16 protein-coding genes are annotated in these 16,075 nt (G+C 69.1%); 7 read left to right on the top strand and 9 right to left on the bottom strand.

The genetic code is table 11. The features are described 5' to 3' along the window. Positions 1-148 precede the first annotated feature (148 nt). Both PSC72_RS13625 and PSC72_RS13620 read left to right on the top strand, forming a co-directional pair. The gene (locus PSC72_RS13625; protein ID WP_274321953.1) at positions 149-1,441 is read left to right on the top strand and encodes an O-acetylhomoserine aminocarboxypropyltransferase/cysteine synthase family protein; all 1,293 of its coding nucleotides are present in this window, start codon (positions 149-151) and stop codon (positions 1,439-1,441) included. A gap of 71 nt (positions 1,442-1,512) precedes the next feature. After that, positions 1,513-2,994 carry a sensor histidine kinase gene (locus PSC72_RS13620; RefSeq protein WP_274321952.1) on the top strand — a complete coding sequence of 494 codons (1,482 nt, stop codon included), beginning with the start codon at positions 1,513-1,515 and terminating at the stop codon, positions 2,992-2,994. 14 nt (positions 2,995-3,008) lie between these two features. Here the strand turns inward: PSC72_RS13620 and serB are convergent, their stop codons facing one another. From serB to PSC72_RS13600, 4 genes are all read right to left on the bottom strand, one after another. Further along, the gene (gene serB / locus PSC72_RS13615; protein WP_274321951.1) at positions 3,009-3,647 is read right to left on the bottom strand and encodes a phosphoserine phosphatase SerB; all 639 of its coding nucleotides are present in this window, start codon (positions 3,645-3,647) and stop codon (positions 3,009-3,011) included. Positions 3,648-3,749: 102 nt separating this feature from the next. Continuing rightward, a complete protein-coding gene (locus PSC72_RS13610) occupies positions 3,750-4,217 on the bottom strand; it encodes a GyrI-like domain-containing protein (protein ID WP_274321950.1) in 468 nt (155 codons plus the stop codon). Between the two features lie 220 nt (positions 4,218-4,437). Further along, positions 4,438-6,600 (bottom strand): ATP-dependent DNA helicase, encoded by a 2,163-nt coding sequence (locus PSC72_RS13605; protein ID WP_274326177.1) that lies wholly within the window; start codon positions 6,598-6,600, stop codon positions 4,438-4,440. A gap of 184 nt (positions 6,601-6,784) precedes the next feature. Continuing rightward, the gene (locus tag PSC72_RS13600; protein ID WP_274321949.1) at positions 6,785-7,744 is read right to left on the bottom strand and encodes a cation diffusion facilitator family transporter; all 960 of its coding nucleotides are present in this window, start codon (positions 7,742-7,744) and stop codon (positions 6,785-6,787) included. Between the two features lie 82 nt (positions 7,745-7,826). Here PSC72_RS13600 and PSC72_RS13595 point away from each other — a divergent pair, with 82 nt between their 5' ends. After that, positions 7,827-8,369, top strand: a complete 543-nt coding sequence (locus tag PSC72_RS13595; protein WP_274321948.1) for a metallophosphoesterase — start codon at positions 7,827-7,829, stop codon at positions 8,367-8,369. 75 nt (positions 8,370-8,444) lie between these two features. On the opposite strand, the gene PSC72_RS13590 is transcribed toward PSC72_RS13595, so the two are convergent. Continuing rightward, positions 8,445-9,083, bottom strand: a complete 639-nt coding sequence (locus tag PSC72_RS13590; RefSeq protein WP_274321947.1) for an ArsR/SmtB family transcription factor — start codon at positions 9,081-9,083, stop codon at positions 8,445-8,447. A 187-nt stretch (positions 9,084-9,270) separates the two neighbouring features. Between PSC72_RS13590 and PSC72_RS13585 the strand changes: the two genes are divergently transcribed. After that, on the top strand, positions 9,271-9,417 hold the full coding sequence (locus PSC72_RS13585; RefSeq protein ID WP_274321946.1) for a DUF7859 family protein: 147 nt from the start codon (positions 9,271-9,273) through the stop codon (positions 9,415-9,417). A gap of 11 nt (positions 9,418-9,428) precedes the next feature. On the opposite strand, the gene PSC72_RS13580 is transcribed toward PSC72_RS13585, so the two are convergent. Together PSC72_RS13580 and PSC72_RS13575 are read right to left on the bottom strand one after the other, a co-directional pair. After that, on the bottom strand, positions 9,429-10,439 hold the full coding sequence (locus PSC72_RS13580; RefSeq protein WP_274321945.1) for a threonine aldolase family protein: 1,011 nt from the start codon (positions 10,437-10,439) through the stop codon (positions 9,429-9,431). Positions 10,440-10,515: 76 nt separating this feature from the next. Next, entirely contained in the window at positions 10,516-11,763 is a 1,248-nt protein-coding gene (locus PSC72_RS13575; RefSeq protein WP_274321944.1) for a hypothetical protein, read from the bottom strand. A gap of 181 nt (positions 11,764-11,944) precedes the next feature. On the opposite strand from PSC72_RS13575, the gene PSC72_RS13570 reads away from it, so the two are divergent. Both PSC72_RS13570 and PSC72_RS13565 read left to right on the top strand, forming a co-directional pair. Beyond that, positions 11,945-12,985: a nucleotidyl transferase family protein gene (locus tag PSC72_RS13570; RefSeq protein WP_274321943.1), complete on the top strand. Its 1,041-nt coding sequence runs from the start codon at positions 11,945-11,947 to the stop codon at positions 12,983-12,985. Positions 12,986-13,052: 67 nt separating this feature from the next. Next, the gene (locus PSC72_RS13565) at positions 13,053-14,147 is read left to right on the top strand and encodes an aminopeptidase (protein WP_274321942.1); all 1,095 of its coding nucleotides are present in this window, start codon (positions 13,053-13,055) and stop codon (positions 14,145-14,147) included. Positions 14,148-14,159: 12 nt separating this feature from the next. Here PSC72_RS13565 and PSC72_RS13560 read toward each other — a convergent pair whose 3' ends face one another. Both PSC72_RS13560 and PSC72_RS13555 read right to left on the bottom strand, forming a co-directional pair. Continuing rightward, complete coding sequence (locus PSC72_RS13560; protein ID WP_274321941.1) at positions 14,160-14,819, bottom strand: helix-turn-helix domain-containing protein; 660 nt, start codon at positions 14,817-14,819, stop codon at positions 14,160-14,162. Positions 14,820-14,897: 78 nt separating this feature from the next. After that, entirely contained in the window at positions 14,898-15,107 is a 210-nt protein-coding gene (locus tag PSC72_RS13555; protein ID WP_274321940.1) for a hypothetical protein, read from the bottom strand. Between the two features lie 98 nt (positions 15,108-15,205). Between PSC72_RS13555 and PSC72_RS13550 the strand changes: the two genes are divergently transcribed. After that, positions 15,206-15,883: an MBL fold metallo-hydrolase gene (locus tag PSC72_RS13550; RefSeq protein WP_274321939.1), complete on the top strand. Its 678-nt coding sequence runs from the start codon at positions 15,206-15,208 to the stop codon at positions 15,881-15,883. Positions 15,884-16,075 lie beyond the last annotated feature (192 nt).

Raw genomic sequence — 16,075 nt, 5'->3', positions numbered from 1 at the left:
AACGGGGTCGATCCGGACCGTCCGCGCCCGGGTGTATCGCGGGGCGAACCGGTTCGGGCCGGCGCGAAATCCTGCCGGAGTCGCCGACAGCGGGCGGAATTAACCCGCTGAGGGGGACTTATGTGGAGGGCGCCCCTCTGTTCGTGGTATGTCCGAAGACTGGGACCCGGCCACGGAGGCCCTGCACGTAGGACAGGAAGCGCCCGACGCGGCGACCGGCGCCCGCGCGCCGCCGATCTACCAGACGACGTCGTACGTCTTCGAGGACGCCGACGACGCCGCCGCACAGTTCGCCCTGGAGAAACCGGGGCACATCTACTCGCGGCTGATGAACCCGACGAACGCGGTCCTCGAAGAGCGCATCGCGGCGCTGGAGAACGGCGCCGCCGCGGTCGCTACCTCCTCGGGGATGGCCGCGCTGAACCTCGCTACCTTCATGCTCGCGGACGTGGGCGACAACGTCGTCACCGCCTCCTCGCTGTACGGCGGGACCTACACGTACTACACCCACACCGCGCCGCGGATGGGCGTCGAAGCGCGGTTCGTCGACACGCTCGACTACGAGGCCTACGAGGAGGCCATCGACGACGACACCGCCTACGTCCACTTCGAGACCATCGGTAATCCAGCACTCGTGACGCCGGACATCGAGCGCATCGCCGACATCGCCCACGACCACGGCGTCCCGCTGTTCGTCGACAACACCTTCGCGACGCCGCACCTCTGCCGACCCCTCGACCACGGGGCGGACCTCGTCTGGAACTCCACCACGAAGTGGATCCACGGCCACGGCACGACCGTCGGCGGCGTCCTCGTCGACGGCGGATCCTTCCCCTGGGACGAGCACGCCGAGAAGTTCCCCGAGATCGCCGAGCCGAACCCCGCCTACCACGGCGTCAACTTCCGCGAGCGGTTCGGCGACGCCGCCTTCACCTACGCGGCGGTCGCCCGCGGGCTGCGCGACCTGGGGAGCCAGCAGTCGCCGTTCGACTCCTGGACGACCCTGCAGGGCCTGGAGTCGCTCCCGATGCGGATGGACCGCCACTGCGAGAACGCCCAGGCCGTCGCCGAGCACCTCGCCGACCACCCCGAGGTCTCCTGGGTCACCTACCCCGGGCTCGACGACCACGAGACCCACGACGAGGCCAGCGAGTACCTCGACGGCGGCTACGGCGGCATGATCACCTTCGGTCTCGAGGAGGGTTACGACGCGGCCCGCACCACGGTCGAGTCGACGGAGATCGCCTCCCTGCTCGCGAACGTCGGCGACGCGAAGACGCTGATCATCCACCCCGCGTCGACGACCCACCAGCAGCTGAGCGACGAGGAGAAGGCCGCCGCCGGCGTCACCGACGACATGGTCCGCCTGTCGGTCGGCCTCGAATCCGTCGACGACATCGTCGCGGACCTCGACCAGGCCATCGAGACCGCGACCGAGTGACGCGCTCGACCACGCCGCCCGCGGCTCCCCGACGACTTTTATAGATCAAACGCGTCCCTTTGTCTTATCGCATGGATCGGGGGCCCGAATCGACCGATATTGACAATCAGGCGTTCTTCGAGACGCTCGCCGGCGCCGTCGACGCTGGGATTGCGGCCTGCGGCGGCGACGGTCGGATCGTCTTCGCCAACGAGGCCGTCGAGACGATGCTCGGCGTCGCGGAGGGATCGCTGCTCGGATTGGGGCTCGGTGAGACGGCGCTCGTCGACGCCGACGACGGGGGCGCGTGGGTCGCCGCGCTCGACGGCCCGTCGACGGTCGAGCGGACGATCGAACGCGATCCGGACGGGGTTCCGGTCCTCGACGAGGGGCTGTCGGACGGAGCCGGATCGCCGGTGTCCGCTCCGAGTGCCGACGGCAGGCTGTCAGTCGCCCTCGAAGACGCGCGGGAGGTCGCGATAGAAGTGACGGCGAAACCGGTCGCCGTCGGCGGCCAGCGCCACGCGGTGTTGACCGTCCGAGACGTCACCGAGCGCGCGCTCCTCCAGCGCGAGAGCAACATCCTCGACGCCATCTTCGAGTCGATCCCGGTGTACCTCTACGTCAAAGACGAGGAGGGCCGGCACGTCCGCGTGAGCGACTACAACCCGGAGGCCCACGAGTACCTCGGAAAAACCGACCTCGATATCTGGGGCGAGGAGGGCCGCGAGAGCTACGAGGACGACATGCGCGTCATCGAGGAGGGGGAGGAGATAATCGACAAGGTACGAGCGAACCCGGAGTGGAACCACTTCTTCACTACCTCGAAAGTTCCGTGGCGTGACGGAAACGGCGAGATCCGGGGACTGATCGGGCTCACGCACGACATGAGCGAGTGGAAGCGACAGGAGCGACAGCTCGAACGCCAGAACGAGCGCCTGCGGACCGTCGCGAGCGTCATCTCCCACGACATCCGGAATCCCCTCCAGGTCGCCTCCGGCCACCTTGAACTCGCGAAACAGGGGACGGGCAGCGACCACGTCGAGTCGGCCGCCGACGCGATCGACCGGATGGCCGTTCTGCTCGAAGACCTGCTGGAACTGGTGCGCCACGGCCAGTGGGTCGAGGACCCGGAGCCGGTGTCACTGAACGCAGTCGCGAAGGGGTGCTGGGACACGGCGACCGGGGAAGCCGGGACCCTGCGGTTCCACGAGGACCCCGATCTCGAGGCCGACCGCGACCGACTTCGGCAACTACTCGAGAACCTCTTCCGCAACGCCGTCGTTCACGCCGGCGACGACGTCACCGTCAGAGTCGGTCCGCTCTCGGACTGGTCGGGCTTCTACGTCGAGGACGACGGGCCGGGCATCCCCGACGACGACCGCGAGACGGTCTTCGAGTCGGGGTATACCACGTCCGAGGACGGGACCGGGTTCGGGCTCTCGATCGTGCAGGTGATCGCCGAGGCGCACGGGTGGCGTGTCTCACTCGCAGACCCGGCGGACCGCGACGGTCCGGGTCCCGACCCGCTCGGCGGCGCTCGCTTCGAGTTCCGCGGGGTCAAGTTCGTCTAGACGGGTTTCGCTCCCTATTCGAGGACCTGCTCGGCTTCGAGGACCTCCTGCAGTTCCGCCATCGTCTCGACGATGGTGTCGCAGGCGGGCGCGACGGCCGGTTTCGGGTCGAAGCCGACGGCCAGCCCTGCGACCTGCAGCATCGGGAGGTCGTTGGCGCCGTCGCCGACGGCGATGGTGTCGTTCCTGTCCGCGCCGACGACCGCCGTCAGCACCTCCAGCGCGTCGTCTTTCGTCCCCTCGATGAGCGGTCCCTCGACGGTCCCGGTGAGGGCTCCGTCCGCTACCGGGAGCCGGTTGGCGACGATGGCGTCGACCTCGACCCCCTCCGTTTCGAGTGCGGCGGCGACGCCCCGCTCGAACCCGCCGGTGAGGATGGCGACGTAGACGCCTGCCTCGCGGAGCGCCTCGATCACGTCGGCGGCGCCGGGCCGCAGCTGGACCTGGTCGAACGCGTCCTGGGCCTGTTCGTCCGGCAGGCCTTCGAGCAGCGCGCAGCGCTGGCGGAGGCTCTCGGCGTACTCGATCTCGTCGTTCATCGCCCGCTCGGTAATCTCGGCCATGTCGTCGGCCGTGCCGTTCTGGCGGCCGAGCAGCACGGTCATCTCGGAGTCCGAGAGCGTGCCGTCGAAGTCGAACGCGACTACGGTCATGACTCACCCGTTCGCTACGGGGGGATTCAAACCCCCCGATTTCGGGTGGAACTGACCGGTCGAGCAGCGGCAACCTGCGGTGCGGGCGCGCCGGCTACGACCTCACTCGTCGCGGACCGGGACGTATATCTCCCGGTCGGCGACGGTCGTCGGGTCGCTGTCGGCGCCGTACCGCTCGAAAATCGGCGAGTGGACGCCGTCGCCGTCGTCCCTGGAGTCGAGTTCCTCCTCGTGGATCTGAACGACCATCTCGTCGACGGTCTCGTAGTCAGGTCGGAGGACGGCGTAGGTGGCCTGGGGGATCTCGACGGCCGTCAGCTCCGGCGAGAGGTCGTCCGCGGAGTCGACCTCGCGGCCGGCGACGTAGGTGAACTCGCCGCTGTCGGTGTCGACGTCGTACATGACGGCGTAGTAGTCGTCGCTGATCGCCGCGTCCTCGAGGTCGTCGGCGTAGTCGTCGAGCGAGGCCCACAGCGCGGCTTCGTCGACGTCGGTCCCGCGGTGGGCGACGCCCGCGACGAGGAAGTTACCGTGCCGTTCGGTCTCTGTCTCTTCCGTGTCGAGCACCATACCAGCGGTTGGGGTGGTACCGGCTTACGTTCCCGGAATCGGGGGATAACCCGACGAACAGGTCGCCTCAAGCCGGTACGTACTCGTAGCCGCTCCTTGCGTGCTCAACGAAATCCACGCCTCCTGCGGGTCGATCGGTCGACCGGTCGGGGAGGGCGGCGACCGACTCGAATCATCACCTGAGGACGGTTCGACACACGGCCGCGACGGACGCCTCGACTCACGGCCGCGGCGGTTCCCCGTCGTAGCCGTCCACGTCTTGGAAGAAGTTCAGGAGCGCGAACTTCAGTTTCTCGGGGTCGATGTCGACCATCTCGCGGCGTTCCTCCGGCGGGAAGGTGCCCCGGACGGAGTAGTCGCGCATCTCGACCTCCGAGCGCTCGGTGTAGCGCTTGTCCAGCAGGATCCGCGCGCCGAAGTCCTCAGGCGAGCGGACGACCCGGCCCAGCGCCTGCCGGGTCTTCCGGACGGTCGGGATCTCGACGGCGTAGCGCCAGCCGGCCCCGTCGTCGTCGCTCGTGCGACCGCTCGCGCCGCCGCGGCCCTGCTCGTCGTCCTCGCCGAAGGCGGCGTCGTAGGCCTCCTGGACGGCGTCCATTCGGTCGTCGAGGTGGGGGTAGGGGACGCCCACGACGACGACGGTCCGGGCGTCGTCGCCGTCGAAGCTGACGCCCTCGGCGAGCGTGCCCCACAGCGACGTGAACAGGACGGCGTCGTCGTCGTCGGTGAACGACTCGCGGAGGTCCTTGGCGGAGGTCCCCGGGCGGTCGAGGTACGTCGCGCCGCCGGCGTCGACCCGCTGGTGGTAGCGTTCGGCCTCGCTGTAACTCGGGAAGAAGGCGAGCGTGTTGCCCGGCGTGATGCGGGCGGCGTCCTCCAGCACCTCGGCGACGGTCGACTGGACCTCCATGTCGTCGCGCTTGCTGGCGAACAGGGCGGGACCGTCGACGGCGTAGGTGCGGCGGCGCTCCTCGGGGAACTGCGGCCCGTAGGCGAGCGTCACCGGGTCGTCCAGCCCGAGGACGTCCTCGGTCACGTCGAACGGCCGCAGCGTCGCGCTCATCAGGACGCCGGCGTGCAAGTCGCCGAACAGCTCCGCGGTGACGGAGCTCGGGATGCAGGTGTACAGCTCCGCGCGGCCGTAAATCTCGCCGGCCTCGCGGGGGCCGCCCTCCTCGGCGCGGCGGACGCTCACGACGGGATACTGCCCCTCTGCGGCGGACTCGTCGAGCCAGTCCTCGACGAAGCTGGCGGCCTGCAGCGTCTGGCACTCCTGTCGGGTCGTCGTCTCGCCGCTCTTGTAGGCCTCCTCGTAGGACTGGTCGAGTTCACGCCCGAGGTCGAGCGTGCGGTCCAGTTCCTCGTGGAAGCCCGGCCCCGAGTAGTTCTGGAGGAACGCGAGCGTCAGGTCGTCGCGGGCGTCGTCGTTGTCGATCGAGAGGTCGTACCAGTGCTCGTCGACGCCCTCGCGCTCGCCGAAGGAGAAGGCCTCCTCGTAGGCGTCGACCAGCGCGTCGCGGAAGGTGGTGAGGACGTTCAGCGCGGCGTCGGCGCGGGGGTCCTCCGTGGTCTCCAGTTCGTCGAGGGCCTGGTCGAGGGTCGTCTCTGTGACGGTGCGGCGGGCGTGGTCGCGGGCGGCGTCCTCGACGTTGTGCGCCTCGTCGAAGACGGCGATGACGTCCTCGGGGTCGCGGCCGAGCCACCGGAAGAACTGCTCGCGGATCATCGGGTCGAGCAGGTGGTGGTAGTTGCAGACGACCAGATCGACGCCGTCCATGCCCTCCTTGAGGAGTTCGTAGCCACAGAGCCCCTCGCGGTCGGCGTAGTCGTAGACGTCCTCCGGAGTGCGTACGCCGTCGAACAGCCAGCCGTAGAACTCGTCGGTGTCGGCGGTCAGGTTGCGGTAGTAGTGGTCGCAGACGTTGCGCTCCTCGCGGATCCCCTCGATCTCCTCCTCGACGGATTCGAGTTCGTCCATCACCGCGCCGCGGGCGTCGGCCGCCTCGGCGCTCCCCTCCTGGCTCTCCTCCAGCAGGGCGCGCTGCTGTGCTTCCAGTTCGGCCCTGTTCTCCTCGGCGTCGACGAGTTCGCGCGTCGTGTCCCGGAGCGCCTGGCACTCCTCGTAGCCGACGTCGATGTGACACATCGAGGCCTTCCCCTGGAAGACGACCGCGCGGATGGGCTCCTGGTCGGTGATCGCGGCGGCCTCGCGGACGAACTGGCGCATCTGCTGGTGGACGTTGGTCGTGATGACGACGGTCTTGCTCGTCTCGCGAGCGTATTCGAGCGCGGGCGCGAGCGCGGAGAGGGTCTTGCCGGTCCCGGTCGCCCCCTCGAAGAGGACGTTCCGCGACTCCTCCAGCGCGTCGTAGATGCTGCCCATCGCCTCGGTCTGGTGGTCGTACGGCTCCTCGTAGGGGAAAAAGCGGAGGTAGTCGGGGTCTGACGCGCTCGCCACTGTAGATAGCTGTTTGCGCGCCCGAATAAAAGCCCTAGCCCCATCGCGGTGAAAGTGGTCGAGCGGACCGTCGCGACCGTCTGCTGGCCCGTCGTCACCCGGTCGGCGCTCACACCTCGGGTTCGATGTAGATCTTGTTGACGTCGCTGTTGGCCTCGCGGATCGCATCCTGCATGGCGCTGATGCGCTCGTCGAGTTCCGTCCCGCTCAGCCCGGGCCTGAACTCCACGTCGGCCGAGAGGAGCGCTTCCTCGGGGCCGAAGTACACCGTCCGGAAGCCGACGATCCGGTCGACGTCGTCGGCCTCCTCGATGACCGTCCGGAGCCTCCCTTCCTCGTCGGCCGGGAGGCTCTCGCCGAGGATGAGCCGCTTGTTCTCCCAGGCGAGCGCGACGGCGAACACCATCAGCATCCCCCCGATGACCAGTGCGCCGGCGGCGTCGAACAACGGCTCGTCGAACACTCGCGCGAGGGTGATCCCGAGGAGCGCGACGACCAGCCCCAGCAGCGCGATGGTGTCCTCGGTCAGCGCCGTGAGCGTGGTCACGTCGCTGGTCTTGCGGAACGCCTCCCGGATCCCGCCCCAGTCGTTCTCGGCCATCTGTCGCTTCATCTCGGCCCAGGCCTTCTTGAACGCGTAGCTCTCGAAGGCGACGGCCGCGAGCAGGACCGCGACGTTGACGTAGAACAGGTCGAAGCCGACGGGGGGCTGGTAGGTGAACCCGAGGAACTTGACGGCGCCGCCGGCCTCGGTGCCGCCGTGCGTGAGGACGTGGTACCCGTGTTTCAGCGACTCCCAGCCGGCGATGCCGAAGAGGAACACGGAGACGAGAAAGGAGTAGAAGAACTGCGCTTTCCCGTAGCCGAAGGGGTGTTGCCGGTCGGCCTCGCGGCCGCCGAAGCGGAGGCCGATCAGCAGGAACACCTGGTTGCCCGTGTCGGAGATGGAGTGATACGTCTCCGAGAGCATCGATGGACTCGCGGTCAACAGGAACCCGATGAACTTCAGAATCGCGATCGCACCGTTCGCGAACAACGCCGCGATCACGACGCCTCTGCTACCTGCCATTTCCTGTTGAGTCGACCGGATCGGGCAAAACGCTTGGGTTAGACTCGCGGCGTTTTTGTCCGTCGACGCCCGCCTTCCGGCCGTGATCACTGTCGTCTCGGACACCCACGGCACCGACGGACACCGACTCGAGGGGCGAACCCTGGAGGCGGTCCGCGCGGCGGACCTGGTGATCCACGCCGGGGACTTCACGACGGAGGCGGTGCTGGACGACTTCGAATCGGAGGCGGGCGCCGACGCGGACGGCGCCGGCGAGTTCGTCGCGGTGTACGGCAACAACGACGACGCGGGGATCCGCGGGCGGCTGGAGGCGACGCGGACGGTGCAACGGGCAGGGCTTCGGTTCGTCGTCGCTCACGGCCACGAACACGACGACACCTCGCTGTCGCTCCTGGGACGCCAGGAGCGGGCGGACGTCGTCGTGGTCGGGCACTCCCACGAGCCAGGCTGGCGGGAGATGGGGACGGTGGCTGTCCTGAACCCCGGGAGTCACGCCGACCCGCGCTGGTACCGTCCGGCCCACGCGGAGATCGAGACGGCCGGGGAGGGCCTGCGTGGCCGACTCGTGGCGCCGGACGGGGAGGTCTACAGCGAGTTCGACCTGACCGCCACCGGGCGAGAGTGACGGCGGTCGGGGCGGCGCGCATCCGTTGCTTCGAGGGGGACGGGAAAGTAGGCGGCGGAAACTAAAAGGCGAATTTCAGTCTGTGACGTACCACACGAGAAAGGCGCCGGCCAGGACGGCGGCGCCGCCGAGGAAGAAGAAGACGCCGGGCGGCAGGCCGGCGGCGGCACCGGTCGCGGCGTCGACGGCGCCGGCGTCGGGGACCGGCGTGTGCGCCGCGGCGGCCGGTCCCTCGCTGGCCGGCGGGCCCCCGTCGCTCCCGGACGAGGGGAGGGCTGAGCCGCCCACGAGCGCCTGGACGATGAGGCTGACGACGGCGAGCAGGCCGACGGCGCCGAGCAGCCGGGAGAGGGCGGTGCGGATGCTGGTCGACTTCTCCTGGTCGCCGGCGAAGATCACGAGCGGCTGGTCGGCGGGCGCGTAGACGTCCATCTCGCGGCCCTTCTGGGAGTAGGCGGTGTCGACGACTTCGACGGCGCCGGCCTCTTCGAGGTTCTCCAGGTGGTACTGGGCGTTCTGGAGCGAGGTGTCGACTCGCTCGGCGAGTTCGGCCGGCGGCGCGGGGTCCTCGTGGAGTTCGCCGAGGAGTCGGCGGGCGGTCCCGGAGGAGAGCGCAGAGAGGAGGTCGTCGGCGTCGTCGCTCTCGACGCCGACCACCCGCGGCTCCGCGTCCTCGGCCGCGGTGGAGTCGGGTTTGGAGGGCAGCAGCGACATCTCACGTCGCGCTTTGCACTGCGGGGGCATGAGTCTTATCACACGATTGGCGCGTTTGACGATCGTGGCCGAGCCGTGATCGCGGGACCGCGCGGCGTCGCCGTCTCCAGCGGCCGGCGCTCGTCGGCCCGCGAGCGCGAGCGGGCGTGCCGAAACCTCTTTGCCCGACGGGGCGGTAGCCCGGCGTATGCAGATCGGTGATCTGGTCTCCGGGTTCTTCGAGGATCCGGTCCTCGTCTTCATCGTCGCAGTCCTCCTCGGGTTCGTCTTCCTCGTGTACCTGTTCCTCCGTCGGACTGCGAAGAGTTTCAAGGAAGGAATGAACCAGAGCTAGCGGTAGACAGCTCAGTCGACAGCGCGCTCGACGCCGTCGAGCGCTCGCTCCACGTCCTCGTCGTCAACGTTCCAGTGCGTACAGAAGCGCACGCGGTGCTCGCCGAAGGCCACGCAGCCGACGCCCTCGCGCTCGCAGGCGGCGACCACCTCGTCGGCGGAGGCGTCTGTCCGCGCGACGACGATGTTCGTCTCGGGTTCGTCGGCCGCCAGCCCGCCAATCTGATCGATGCCCGCGGCGAGCCGTCGAGCCCGTTCGTGGTCTTCGGCGAGGCGGTCCCGGTTTTCGAGCGCGAGCAGGCCGGGCGCGGCGAGGATGCCCGCCTGGCGCATCCCGCCGCCCATGAGCTTGCGGACGCGGCGGGCGCGTTCGACGAACGCCTCGCTGCCGGCCAGCACGGACCCGACGGGCGCGCCGAGGCCCTTCGAGAGACAGACCATCACCGAGTCGACCTCGCGAGTGAACCGCTCGGCGGGGACCTCCAGCGCGGCGGCGGCGTTGAACAGGCGCGCGCCGTCGAGGTGGACGGGGACGCCGCGCTCGCGGGCGGCCGCCGCGGCGGCGTCGATCGCCTCGGGCGCGATTGCGGTGCCCCCCTTGCTGTTGTGGGTGTTCTCCAGCGCGAGCAGACCCGTGCCGGCCCGGTGACCGTCCGCCTCGACGTAGGCGTCGCGGACCTGCTCCGGTGCGACGACGCCGCGCTCGTCGCCGTCGACGGGGCGGGTCTGGACGCCCGAGTGCTGGGCGACGCCGCCGAGTTCCCACTTGTAGACGTGGCTCTCGCGTTCGAGGATCGCCTCTTCGCCCCGCTCGGTGTGCGTCCGCACGGCGACCTGGTTGCCCATCGTCCCCGAGGGGACCAGCAGCGCGTCCTCGGTGCCGAGCACGTCGGCGACGCGGGCTTCGAGTTCGTTGACGGTCGGGTCCTCGCCGTAGACGTCGTCGCCGACCTCCGCGTCGCGGGCGGCCGTCCGCATCGCGTCGTCGGGTCTCGTGACGGTGTCGCTGCGCAAGTCGATCATGGCCCTCGGTTGGCGCTCGCCGCAGAAATAGGTGGCTCGACGAGACCGCAGTCGCACGGCGGGACGGCCCGACCGCTCAGTGCCGGTCGACCAGGTCGCTGGGGGAGACCTCGGTGCCGTTGTAGTCGATCCGGAAGTCGGCGTCGCCACCGGTCCGCTGGAAGTCGGTCACGTCGCCGGTGACGGCGTAGGTGTCGCCGTAGCCGGCGTTCCCGGTGAAGCCGCTCACGGTCACGGTCCCGTCGCCGTTGTCGGTGACGCTGTCGTTCCCCGCGGCGGAGCGCTTGGGGCCGGCGTTGGTGATCGGCCGGGCGACCCCGTCGACGGTGAACTCGTAGTCGACCTCGCCGGACTCGGTCGCGACGACCGCGAGGAGGTCGGTCGACGGCGATGTGTCCTCCACGATCCGCCACTCGCACTCCCGGAGCACGTAGTCGCCCGGCCCTCCCGTCTGTTCGAACGACGTGACTGCACCGTTGACGGCGTAGACGTCGCCGTAGCCGGGGTTCCCGGTCGACCCGGCGACCGTCCACGTCCCGTCGCCGTTGTCGCTGATGGCGTCGTTCCCGCCGGGGGTGGCGCCGCGCCGGTCGGAGAGCGTGACCGCGCGCACGGGACCGTCGACGGTGAACTCGTAGTCGACGGCGCCCTCGGTCGCGCCCACGACCTCGATGCAGCGGTGCTGGCAGCTCTCTTTGCCGAGGAGGTACTTGTCCGTAGCGGGGTTTCGCACGTAGTGAGTGGTGTGGTTGAGGTCGTAGGATATCTCGAACGCCTCGATGACTTTCCCCTCGTTGTCCCCCGTCCCGCGGTAGACGTCGGGGACGTTGGTCGGCGGTCCCTCGTAGTGATACACGTTCTCGGTGGTGCCGTCCACGAAGTGCAGGTCGACGGTCGAGATCAGGCTGTCCGGCGTGGCGTCGACGTCCAGGAACTGCCCGCCCCGGACGGTCACGCGCGAGTCGGTGAACGTGACCGCCTTCGCTCCCGGATCGCAGTCGGTCGAGTCGTTGGAGAACGTCCGGTCGTTGCCGTTCGAGTCGGTGAACGTGACAGATTCGACGACGCGGCCGGGCGCGCCGAAGCGGTCCGGCGTCCCGTCGCCGACCGAGACGAAGCTGCCGTCGCGGAAGACGGCGCGAGCGCCCGAGGCGGTGTCCCAGTCGTCCACACTGACGGTGGAGCAGTCGATCGTGAACTCGGGATCGGGCGCCGTTGCACCCGTTTCACCCGCGCTCCCAGTCGTTGCGATCCCCGCGAGGGTCCCCAGCGCGCTCGCCGCGAGGAACGTCCGCCTCGTGTTCCGCAGTGGTCGGTCCGTCATAGCACGCTATCCGGGTAGGGTGGTTTCCGTATTTCGTTATAGACACCCCATTGCCCGATAAGCACGGGTTACGCCGCTTCAGATCGACCGATGGCGCCGGGGGCGGCGGAGCACCGCCGACATTGTTGTTCGTTACCTCGTCACAAATTAGCACTTTACGCGTCGGAGACACGTACCGACTGTGACGCGACTACCCGACCACTACGAACTCGTGCGCGAACGGAACGACTACGAAGCCGTGACCGGAGCAGTCGGTCCGATCCCGACGGCGCAGCGGCGACGCTTCGTGGCGGTCGACGGGACCGACGTGCTTGACGCCGCGGCCGACCGTCCGACGCTCGTCTCGACCGGGGTCGGGATGACCGGTCCGCCGCACCTGGGCACCGTCGGCCAGGTCCTGACCGCCGTCGAACTCCAGCAGGCCGGCCTCGGCGTCCAGTTCGTGATCGCAGACCTCGAACCGTACCACGGCGGCACGCCGCTGGAGCGCGTGCAGGCCCTCGCGGAGCGCTACCGCGGTTTCATTCGCGGCCTCGGCTTCGACCCCGACCGCGGACGGCTCCGCACCCAGTCGGAGGCCCGTGACGTGATGCACACCGCCCAGTTGCTCGCGCCGTACTACGACCCGGATTCGTGGGACGACGGCCCCGACCATCCGCCGACGGCGTGGGAGCGGGCCGTCAGCGACGCCTACGAGGCGGCCGACGGCGAGTGGACCGTCGAACACTCGGGACCGACCTCCGAGGCGGCCCGCACCCACAGCGCCGTCCTCCACGGCGTCGACTTCCTCCACCCGCTCTACGCGGGCGAGTACGAGCAACTCGTCCTCTCGTTCGGGATCGACGAGCACCATCTGACCCGGATGGCTCGTCGGTACCGCGACGCCGCACCGGTCGAGGGGCGCGTCGCCGGCATCTACACCCGGATGCTCCCGGGGTTCGACGGCGCGCCGAAGATGGCGAAGTCGATCCCGGGATCGGGGATCTCCCTCGACATGGCCCCCGAGACGATCCGCGAACGGATCGGTCGCGACGAGGGCGGTGACCCGGAGGGATCACCGGTGTTCCAGGCGATGTGTCTCGCGTCGCGCTACGACGCCGAGCGCCTCGACGAGTTCGAAGCTGCCTGTGAGCGGGGCGGCGCGGAATGGGAGCGGGCGAGGGAGGAGTACGCCGATTTCGTCGTCGACCTCGCCGAGCGCTGGCGAGCGACCGGGAGGTGACGGCTTCGCCACGTCGGCGTCGCCTCGACGCGAAACCGGTTTCACCGTTCCGTCCGAGGAGTGGGGCATGGACCCGCGCGTTCGCGAACACGCCGAGATAATCTGTGACCACTCCGTCGACCTGCAGGAGGGCGACCAGGTCGTCATCGACGCCCACCCCGAAGCCGAGGACCTGGTGACGGCGCTGCACGAGGTCATCGCCGACCGCGACGCCCTGCCGCTGGTCGTCCAGGACCGCATGGGCAAGCGCTTCCAGCGGGCGTTCCAGCGCAACCACGACGGCGACTTCGACCTCCCGGAGCACCAGATGGCGCTCTACGAGGAGATGGACGTCTACATCGTGATCCGGGGCAGCGACAACGTCACCCAGACCAGCGACGTCGACCCCGAGGTGTCGACGGCCTACGCGGCCGCCCAGCAGCCCCTGCTCGACGAGCGGCTCTCGAAGCGGTGGTGTCTCACGCAGTACCCCGCGCCGGCCAACGCCCAGCTCGGGCAGATGAGCACCGAGGGCTACGAGAACTTCGTCTGGGACGCCATCCTGCGCGACTGGGACGAGCAGCGGGCGTTCCAGCAGAACATGGTCGAGATCATGGACGACGCCGAGGAGGTCCGTATCGTCTCCGGCGACTCGACTGACGTGACCATGAGCGTCGCCGGCAACCCGACGCTCAACGACTACGGCGAGCGCAACCTCCCCGGCGGTGAGGTGTTCACCGCGCCCGTCCCCGACTCCGTCGAGGGCGAGGTGTACTTCGACAAGCCGCTCTACCACCAGGGCCGCGAGGTGACGGACGTCTACTGCCGCTTCGAGGGCGGCGAGGTCGTCGAGTACTCCGCGGGCAAGAACGAGGAGGTACTGCGGAACGTGCTGGAGACCGACGAGGGGTCGAACCGCCTGGGCGAACTGGGCATCGGGATGAACCGCGCCATCGACCGGTTCACCTACAACATGCTGTTCGACGAGAAGATGGGCGACACCGTCCACATGGCCGTCGGTCGCGCCTACGAGGACACCGTCGGGGAGGGCAACGAGCAGAACGACTCGGCCGTCCACGTCGACATGATCGTCGACATGAGCGAGGAATCGTACATCGAGGTCGACGGCGAGGTCGTCCAGCGGGACGGTACCTTCCGGTTCGAAGACGGTTTCGACGGGTAGTCGATCTCGGGCCTACCCGACGAGTGCGCCGAACACGGCGCGTTCGATCTTCTGGAGGTGTTCGCCGACGGTGGCGGGCGAGCAGCCGACGGCCTCGGCGATGTCCTCGTGGGTCGCCTGCCGGGGCGCCTCGTAGTAGCCGACGGCGACGGCGGCCTCCAGCACTTCCCGCTGGCGGCTCGTGAGCGCGTCGAGTAGGCGGCCGCTCTCGGGGTGGTACTCGCCGGTCTTCTCGATCTCGATGTCGTACCCCTCGGGTTCGTCGAACCGGGCGGCGCGGGCGAACGCCTCCTCGGTGCCGACGAGGGTGACCCGCTGGTCGCCGTCGTCGGTGATCTCGATGGGCATGTCCCGGACGAGTTCGAGCTCGCGGTCGCGTTCGAGCATGTACTCGACGAGATCGTTGGTCTCGACGCGCGAGTAGCCCCACCCGCGATCGCCCTCCCCGTCGGCGACCGTGAACTCGTGGACCTTCGGGGACGATTCGAGGATCTCGCGATATCGGTCCAGGTCGCCCGTGCCCTCGGTCAGCATCGTCACCGTCCCGTCGCCGAGGTCGTCCATCCGGTGGATCGCCTCGCCGGCCACGTCGGGATCGCGGGCGATCCGCTCACCGACCGGGTGAAAGCCCTGCCCCTCCGTCGGCGATACCAGCAGCGTGACGTACCGCATACGGTGGTGTACGCTCGCTGTGGCAAAGATTCGTCGGTCGCGGGCGAGGCGGCCGCTGTCCCGGGCCGACTGGCGGCGTCACACGCCGGCGGTGTCGCGGCGCTGTCTGCTTTTGATGAGTACGAACGAGAAGCTCAGACACACGAGCACAACCAGTCCCAGGCTGGCGACCCAGTACCCGAATAGGTCGGCGGCGGCGAGGTAGTTCGGCGGGACGAGCAGAGCGATGAGCAGGTACTGCCGACGCTCGATACCGCGGAGTCGCGCCTGGAGGGCGTCGTCGTCCATACCGGGTGACGTGTTGTCGACCGGCCATAGTTCTCCCGGCCGGCGCGGCGGAACGACCCGGCCCGACCTACTTTGTGGGGCCGCCACGAAATCCCGCCATGGAAGAACTCACGGGCGGCGTCTACGCCCTGACGGAGACCATCGAGACCGACGACAGCGAGCGGGCCTTCCATCCGGCGGCGGTCGAGACGGACCGGGGCCTGCTGCTGATCGACGTCGGCCTCCCGGGACAGGCCGACGCGCTCGCGGCCGAACTCGCCGAAGCGGGGTTCGACTGGGCGGACGTGTGGGCGGTCCTGATCACCCATCAGGACGGCGACCACGCGGGCGCGCTGGCGACCGTCCGGGAGGAGACCGGTGCGGTCGTGTTCGCCCACGAGGGCTGTGCGCCCTACGTCGACGGGCGGGAGGACCCGATCAAGGGGGACGGCGAGCGCTACCCGCCGGTCCCGGTCGACGTGGAACTGGTGGGCGAGGAACGGTTCCGGACCGCGGCGGGGCCGATGCGGGTCGTGTACACTCCCGGTCACGCGCCGGGGCACGTGTCGCTCTACCTGCCCGAGGAGCGACTGCTGCTGGCGGCCGACGCGCTGACGGCCGCCGACGGAGAGCTACAGGGGCCCAGCGAGCACTTCACGCTTGACATGGCCGAGGCGGGCCAGTCGGTCGCTCGACTCGCCGCGCTCGACGTCGAGCGGGTGCTCTGCTATCACGGCGGCGCCGTCGCGGCGGACGACGACCGGATCGCCGCGATCGGCGAGTCGATAGCGGCCTGACGCGCAGCGAGTCGCGTGTCGACGCCGTTCAGGCGTCCAGACAGTTCATGTATCAGTATCTACGCCTACCCCGCGTACGCGTGCAAGTAGATCACAATTAATACGGCGCGTTCCCCGCTCGTCGCGGTGTGCCATTCGCTGGTCTGACGGGCGTCCGACACCAGTTTTCAGGTTATGAGAACGGTTCCGGCA

Origin of the sequence: Halosimplex aquaticum (genome assembly GCF_028747785.1) — an archaeon.
Classification (GTDB): domain Archaea; phylum Halobacteriota; class Halobacteria; order Halobacteriales; family Haloarculaceae; genus Halosimplex; species Halosimplex aquaticum.
The sequence above is the reverse complement of the archived record's forward strand: the minus strand, read 5'-3'. Positions and strand labels throughout refer to the sequence as shown.

Bases quoted from the DNA above. Each gene is read 5' to 3' on its own strand.
- PSC72_RS13625 (WP_274321953.1), top strand. From the start codon at position 149: ATGTCCGAAGACTGGGACCCGGCCACGGAGGCCCTGCACGTAGGACAG.
- PSC72_RS13620 (WP_274321952.1), top strand. From the start codon at position 1,513: ATGGATCGGGGGCCCGAATCGACCGATATTGACAATCAGGCGTTCTTC.
- serB (WP_274321951.1), bottom strand. From the start codon at position 3,647: ATGACCGTAGTCGCGTTCGACTTCGACGGCACGCTCTCGGACTCCGAG.
- PSC72_RS13610 (WP_274321950.1), bottom strand. From the start codon at position 4,217: ATGGTGCTCGACACGGAAGAGACAGAGACCGAACGGCACGGTAACTTC.
- PSC72_RS13605 (WP_274326177.1), bottom strand. From the start codon at position 6,600: ATGGGCAGCATCTACGACGCGCTGGAGGAGTCGCGGAACGTCCTCTTC.
- PSC72_RS13600 (WP_274321949.1), bottom strand. From the start codon at position 7,744: ATGGCAGGTAGCAGAGGCGTCGTGATCGCGGCGTTGTTCGCGAACGGT.
- PSC72_RS13590 (WP_274321947.1), bottom strand. From the start codon at position 9,083: ATGTCGCTGCTGCCCTCCAAACCCGACTCCACCGCGGCCGAGGACGCG.
- PSC72_RS13585 (WP_274321946.1), top strand. From the start codon at position 9,271: ATGCAGATCGGTGATCTGGTCTCCGGGTTCTTCGAGGATCCGGTCCTC.
- PSC72_RS13580 (WP_274321945.1), bottom strand. From the start codon at position 10,439: ATGATCGACTTGCGCAGCGACACCGTCACGAGACCCGACGACGCGATG.
- PSC72_RS13575 (WP_274321944.1), bottom strand. From the start codon at position 11,763: ATGACGGACCGACCACTGCGGAACACGAGGCGGACGTTCCTCGCGGCG.
- PSC72_RS13565 (WP_274321942.1), top strand. From the start codon at position 13,053: ATGGACCCGCGCGTTCGCGAACACGCCGAGATAATCTGTGACCACTCC.
- PSC72_RS13560 (WP_274321941.1), bottom strand. From the start codon at position 14,819: ATGCGGTACGTCACGCTGCTGGTATCGCCGACGGAGGGGCAGGGCTTT.
- PSC72_RS13555 (WP_274321940.1), bottom strand. From the start codon at position 15,107: ATGGACGACGACGCCCTCCAGGCGCGACTCCGCGGTATCGAGCGTCGG.
- PSC72_RS13550 (WP_274321939.1), top strand. From the start codon at position 15,206: ATGGAAGAACTCACGGGCGGCGTCTACGCCCTGACGGAGACCATCGAG.